Consider the following 297-nt stretch of genomic DNA (forward strand, 5'->3'; position numbering starts at 1 on the left):
GCCACGTCAGTCAGGATCTGGGTCAGGCGGTCGGCGTCGTACTGCTCATCGATGTACTCGATGTAGTTCTGGCGCTGCTGTTCCGAAACGGCATAGCAGATATCGTAGATGTTGAAGCTCAGCGCCTTGGTGAGGTTATTGAAACCTTGCAGGCGAAGGCGGGGAAGCGGTTTGACCACAGCGACTCTCCGAGGCCGGGGGATGATACGGCCAGCAGTAGACGCGGGTTAGCAGCTAGGGTCCCCGCAAAGAAGAAAGAGAACAGGCAAATTTGAAGTCTGCCTTCCCCTTATGTAC

1 pseudogene is annotated in these 297 nt (G+C 55.9%); it reads right to left on the reverse strand.

The window, feature by feature from the left end:
* A pseudogene (locus CBX98_RS26000) lies at positions 1-179 on the reverse strand (S-adenosylmethionine decarboxylase); the annotation flags it as partial.
* Positions 180-297: the final 118 nt, after the last annotated feature.

It is taken from the genome of Vibrio sp. T9, assembly GCF_003123985.1.
Classification (GTDB): Bacteria; Pseudomonadota; Gammaproteobacteria; order Enterobacterales; family Vibrionaceae; genus Vibrio; species Vibrio diabolicus.